This window comes from Methylibium sp. (assembly GCF_031393925.1).
In the GTDB taxonomy this organism is placed as follows: Bacteria; Pseudomonadota; Gammaproteobacteria; order Burkholderiales; family Burkholderiaceae_C; genus Methylibium.
In genome coordinates this window covers 1-5,616 of the sequence record NZ_JANMWL010000098.1, presented here as the reverse complement: position 1 = coordinate 5,616, position 5,616 = coordinate 1, and the positions used below count along the sequence as shown (strand labels likewise).

Here is a 5,616-nt window from a genome sequence, read left to right as displayed (position 1 = left end):
AGCGGGAGCCGTTGTCGATGCTGCGTTGACCCTCGGTTCGCCGTCGGCCTGACGCCCCTCGAGCCGACCCTGCAAATGCAGCTCGCTGCGCGTCGGCGGTATGTAGTTGTCGGTCGGCAAGGCGTAAGTCGGCGGCAGCGGCTTCACCAGGCGCGGCGTGATCACGAACACCAGCTCCGACTTGTCGGTCTGGAACTCGGTGCTGCGAAACAGCGCGCCGATGATCGGCAGCTCGCCCAGGATGGGAAAGGCGCGGATGTTGGCGGTGCTGTTGTTGCGGATCAGACCGCCGATCGCAAAGCTCTGGCCATCCGCCAACTGCACCGTGGTGCGGGCGCGCCGCGAAGTAAAGGAAGGCAAGATGGCGATGCCGCTGACACCGGGCGCCGAAATGCCCACGCCTTCGCGGTTGAGTTCCGAGACCTCGGAGGCCACATCGAGATTGATGCGTCCACCGTCCAGCACCGTCGGCAAGAAGGCTATCGACACGCCGAACTCTTTTTCCTCCAGCGTGATCGTGCGGCCACCCGAGCCGCTGTCCTGCGCCACCGGGATAAAAATCTTTCCCCCGGCGTTGAAGCTGCCCTTTTGGCCGCTGATTGCCATGATGGTCGGCTCGGCCAGGATCTTCACCAAGCCATCGGTCTTTTGGGCATCGACGCCGATCTGGGTCGTGCCCGATCCGAGAGCCGGCTTGACCTCGCCGTTGATGAGTCGCACGGGCCCGGCAAATTGGCTGACGGCCTGCCCGTTGGTGGCGACCGTGCCGGAGATCGTGCCGTTGATCAGCCCGCCTTGAACACCGGAAACCTGTCCGGCGACCGCACCGACGCCTCCGAGCAATCCGCTGATCAGCTTCATCGTCGCGCCGTCGGCCGACATGAAGGCCCGCGTGAAGTTGATGCCCCAGCGGTCGAGCAGTGCCTTCGACACTTCGGCCACCTTCACCTCCAGCATCACCTGCTGCGGCGCACCGGTGGAGAGCATGTTGACGATGCGCGGGTTGGCGCCCACCACGCTGGTGTTGCCGCCGCCGCCCGCGCCGCGCACATAGGCGTTGGCCAGGTCCATGACACGCGTGACGGCGCCGTTATCGGACACCGTGCCCATCAGCACGATCGAGTCATAGGCCGAGGCCACGCGCACGCCGCGCTCGTCGGGCAGCAGTTGGCCGATCACCGCCTGCAAGGAGCCGGTGTCCATGGTGACGACCACGTCGAAGGCGGTGCATTGCCCGGCGCGGTCGCGCAGCACCACGTTGGTGGTGCCGATGCTCTTGCCCAGCACGTAGACCTCGGTCGGGCTCAAGAGCAGCACGTCGACCTCGGCCACGCCGGGGCGCGACTTGTCGTCCATCATGCCGCCGCTGGCGGCATTGGGGTCATCCTTGCCCTTGGCCTCCACCGGCCGCGCGGCGCGCGAGCCCTCGGGGTTGCCGAGGATCACTCGCGTGATCGGGCTGGCGGGCTTGAGCACGGTCGATTTGCCCACGCTCACCTGCACGGGCGGCGCTATCAGCACGCGCTCGCAGGGTGCCACCGCGGCATCGCTCGGCGCGACCGTGCGTGCGACGGGGCCCGGTGTTGCGGTCCTGGCCGCTGCGGCCAGCTTCACCGGCGGCGCACTTTGCGCCCAGCCCGCTGGCGCGATCAGGGCGCCGGTGGTGGCAACGCCGAGCAGCCCGTACTGCAGCCGGCGACGCAGCCGCAGCGACCACAGGGATGACAGAGCGTGACGTTGGCTGCGCATGAGATCTCCCGTCTTGTGATTGATCTTGTTGACTTAGGTACTTGCGTAGCTCGAGGGCGCACTAGAAGCATTCGTTGCTCTTGACCGTGCCGCGAATCACCTCGACACAGGTCGCGCTCTGCACGGCGACGACCGGCGCCGCGGCCACGGGCTGCACTCGCCGCACCGCGCGCTTGACCGGTGCCGGTGCAGACGCTGCGGCCACCACCAACGGCGGCGCTGAATGGTCTTCTCCGAGCAGCGTCGCCTTGGTGGCACCTCCGGTTTCGCCGAGCTGGGTTTCGACCTGGTTGCGCAACACCAGCGACAAGGTGCCCACGCTGCGCGCCAGGTCCAGGTTCTCGGCCTGCGAGGGCGTGACCTCGAGCGTGACCGCGTTCACCACCTTGGGCTTGGTCTCGTCGCGGCTGGCTTCCTGCGCCACCGCCAGCACCAGGATTCGTTCGAGCACGATCTTGCTGATGGCCTTGTCCTGGTCGCCGCGGCGGTTGCCTTCGTTCACCGTGTTGACCATGATGTCGACGTGATTGCCCGGCAGCGCGAAGCCGGCCACACCGATCACGTCGTTGACGCGCACGGTCATCGCGCGCTTGCCGTCGGCCACCACCGCCGAGAGGCCGCCCTGGGTGCCCGCGGGGGCGAGCTTGCCTTCGATGATGGGCTCGCCGCGCGTGACCGATGACTTGACGACCCGCCCGTCCAGCTCTGCCACCTGCGTAAAGGCACCCGGCGGTACGCTGCTCGAGGGCCACTCCACCATGCGCAGCATCTCGGGCACGAGTTTGGAGCCGAGCTGCACGTCCACGGCGGCCACCGCAATGAGGCCGCCGCCCTTGGCCTGCGCCTGCATCCAGCGCGAGGCAAAGGCCACGGCCGCACCGCCCGCCAAAAGCGCGATCAACAGCATGAACAATCCGCGTGTGCTCTTCATAGTGACGCTCCCATGGCCGCGCTGTCAGCGCGCGCCGGTTCGGTTGCAAAGTAGTTGTGCCAAGCCCAGTCCAGCATATCGCTGGAGAGCTCGGCGGCCTGGCCGTGGTACGCGCCGTAGTCGGCCAACTGGCGCACCAAGTCACGCGGGTAGCAGGCCAGGAACGGCCGGGCGTGGCGCTGGTGGTAGCCGAGCAGCAGCTCGAAGGCGGCGTCGGTGTAGGGCACCGCGTATTCCTCGCACACCTCGCGCGTGATCTGGCGGTATTGCTCTTGTGTGACCGGGCCGACGAAGATCTCGTAGCCGATGCGCCGCAGGAAGGCCTCGTCGGCCACGTCCGAGGGCGCGAGGTTGGTCGAGAAAAACAGCAAGCTGTCGAACGGGATCTGGAACTTGGCGCCGTTTCTCAGCATGAGGAAGTCGTGCCGGTGCTCCATCGGCAGGATCCAGCGGTTGAGCAACTGGCGCGGCGTGACCAATTGGCGCCCCAGGTCGTCAACCAGGAACAGGCCGTTGTTGGCCTTGAAGTGCGGTGGCGCCTGGTAGTAGCCGGCGCGCGGGTCGAACACCAGGTCGAGCATTTCGAGCGTGAGCTCGCCGCCGGTCGTGACCATGGGCCGCTCGCACAGCACCCAGCGGGCGTCGCTGCGGTTGCGGTTGTCGATGTCGATGCGCGGGCCGCCGGAGTTGCGCGCCGGGCGATGCATCAAGGGGTCGAACACGCGGATGATCTCGCCGGCCACTTCCACCGCGTAGGGCACCGCCACATGCCCGCTCAAGAGCCGCGACATCAGCTCGCACAGGAAGGTCTTGCCGGCGCCGGGCGGGCCGTACAGCATGATCGCGCGCCGCGAGTTCATGGCCGCGCCGAGCTGGTCGCGCACCTCGGGGCGGATCACCACGCCGGCCAGCGAGGTTTCTAGCGCGTCTTGCGTCACGCCCATGTCGGCCACGCTCTGCGCCTGCACCCTTGCGCTGTAGGCGCCCAGGGGCACCGGTACCGGGCCGCTGTAGAGGTTGCGCGACAGCGCGTCGGTGGCGCGCGCGCGGCCCGCGGTGGTGAGTGCGTAGGTCACGTCGCCGTCGAGCTCGCCACGGCGGTGGATGTCGATCAGCGACTCTTTGCGCAGCTGCAGGTACAGGCCCTCGATCAAGGCCGCGCTGAGCTTGAGGTGGGCCGAGAGCTCCTGCAGGTGCGTGAGTCCGTGCTGCTGCATCACCTTGAGCGCCAGCTCCGACAGGAGCAGCAGCGAGAGGCCGGTTTCCTCGATCGTGCGCGGGGCGTGCGGCAGCCCGGCGGTGGTGGCAACAGCGGGCCGGTGCCTGCCGGCGCCGGCCTCGATGGCATGGGTCAGCAGTTCATCACCGAGGGTGGGGAGCGGGATCACGCGGGAGGTCATGTCGTTCGTCCCAAGTGGAGGCGGTGTTCAGGAAGACGTGCGCATCAACTGGCGCACGACTTCGACCGTCGTGCCGCAGGCGATGGCCAGCGCATAGGGCAGCCGGCCGGTGGTGCGGCTCGGTGCCGCGACCGACATGTCCTGGCCGGTCTGGATGCGCAGGAGCGAGTACCAGAGCATGTCGTGCAGGTTGTTCAGCACCTGGCGCATGACGCCGCTGCCGACTGCGACGGCGAGCGCGAGCGCGCCGCCGGCCAGCAGTGCCCAGAGCGCGGCCCAGGCAACCGGTTCTGCGCCCAGCCACATGCCGACCATGCCGAGCAGCTTGACGTCAGCGGCGCCCAGCGTGCGCAGCGCGTACATCGGCATGAAGAGCGCCAGGCCGGTGGCCGCGCCGAGCAGCGCTTGCGCAGGGCCGAGGCTGCCGTCGCCGGCGCCATTGAAAAGACCGCCGCCGCTCGGGGCCACGGTCTGGAATAAAAGGCCCAGCGCCATCCCCGCCAGCACGAGGCTGTTGGGGATGCGCCGGGTGCGCAGATCGAACACCACGGCGGCCATCACAAGCGCAATGAAGGCGAGCAGGATCAGCGCGGTATGTGGTTCCATGCCGGCCTCCCGTTGCGTGCTCGAAGCGCTGTGACCTTGCGGGTGCGTGACGACACTTACGCCAGCGCGGTGGTCAGGGCGGTGCCAATTCTCGTGAAGACCAGCGCGAGCTGGGTCCCAACGATTGTCACGGAGGCGATGATCACCACCGCGATCAGCGCCGCGATCAGGCCGTATTCGATGGCGGTGACGCCGTCGTCTTCGCGGGCAAAGTTCTTGATGAAGTTAACGAGTTTCATGATGCTTCCTCTCCTGTTGATGAACGCCGTCGCCGGCTCTGCGAATCAGCCCGGACCAGGCTGAAATCTTTCAAATCAGCATTACAGCGCCGCGTTGACTGCGGCGCTCCAGTAGTTGTAGAGGGCGTTCAGCGACGTGCCGGTGGCCTGGAACGCAACGATGCAGGCCACCGCAATCAAGGCCGCCAACAGCCCGTATTCAATGGCCGTCACGGCCTCGTCTTCACGCATGAAGCGGGCGAGGCAGGCGGTGCTGTTAGTCGTCATGGCGCTCCCTCGTGTGGTTTTCTGTCGGACCGTTCTTGCTTCGATGACCTCAATGTAGCCAGCCATCGCGGCCCTGCCATCGGCGCAATTGCCCGGCGCTCATGGGTGCTTGGTCCCATGCGAGCGGGACAAAGCGCTCCCCATGGATGCGGGGGGTGTGAGCGCCTTGCTGTCACCAATGCGCGCGTTCGCGATGCCGTCCAGCAGCCCGATCAGCTCGGCGGCGGGTGCCGTCTTCTGCACGCAGGCGCGAGCGCCAAGACCGTGCGCGCGCGCTGCGACCTGCGGGTCGGCCAGGCTGGTGAGCACCACCACCTCGCACGCAGCGATGCAGTGCAGCGCCGGGATCAGTGCCAGGCCGTCTTCGCCGCCAAGGTCGACGTCGAGCACCACCACGTCGGGCTGCAGTTCACGCGCGTGCGCC

7 protein-coding genes are annotated in these 5,616 nt (G+C 67.5%); all 7 read right to left on the bottom strand.

What is annotated here, in order from left to right; translation table 11 throughout:
* A partial coding sequence (locus tag RMO12_RS05830; RefSeq protein WP_309638562.1) for a type II and III secretion system protein family protein occupies nt 1-1,749 on the bottom strand: 1,749 nt, incomplete at its 3' end.
* A 61-nt stretch (nt 1,750-1,810) separates the two neighbouring features.
* Complete coding sequence (cpaB, locus tag RMO12_RS05825) at nt 1,811-2,680, bottom strand: Flp pilus assembly protein CpaB (protein ID WP_309626074.1); 870 nt, start codon at nt 2,678-2,680, stop codon at nt 1,811-1,813.
* Entirely contained in the window at nt 2,677-4,080 is a 1,404-nt protein-coding gene (locus RMO12_RS05820; RefSeq protein WP_309638561.1) for an ATP-binding protein, read from the bottom strand. The genes cpaB and RMO12_RS05820 overlap by 4 nt, the downstream gene beginning before the upstream one ends.
* Before the next feature lie 27 nt (nt 4,081-4,107).
* Nucleotides 4,108-4,686, bottom strand: a complete 579-nt coding sequence (locus RMO12_RS05815) for an A24 family peptidase (RefSeq protein ID WP_309638560.1) — start codon at nt 4,684-4,686, stop codon at nt 4,108-4,110.
* A gap of 56 nt (nt 4,687-4,742) precedes the next feature.
* Entirely contained in the window at nt 4,743-4,925 is a 183-nt protein-coding gene (locus RMO12_RS05810; protein ID WP_309638559.1) for a Flp family type IVb pilin, read from the bottom strand.
* Nucleotides 4,926-5,006: 81 nt separating this feature from the next.
* Nucleotides 5,007-5,192 (bottom strand): Flp family type IVb pilin, encoded by a 186-nt coding sequence (locus RMO12_RS05805; protein ID WP_309638558.1) that lies wholly within the window; start codon nt 5,190-5,192, stop codon nt 5,007-5,009.
* A 99-nt stretch (nt 5,193-5,291) separates the two neighbouring features.
* On the bottom strand, nt 5,292-5,616 hold a 325-nt coding region (locus tag RMO12_RS05800; RefSeq protein WP_309638557.1), incomplete at its 5' end, for a response regulator.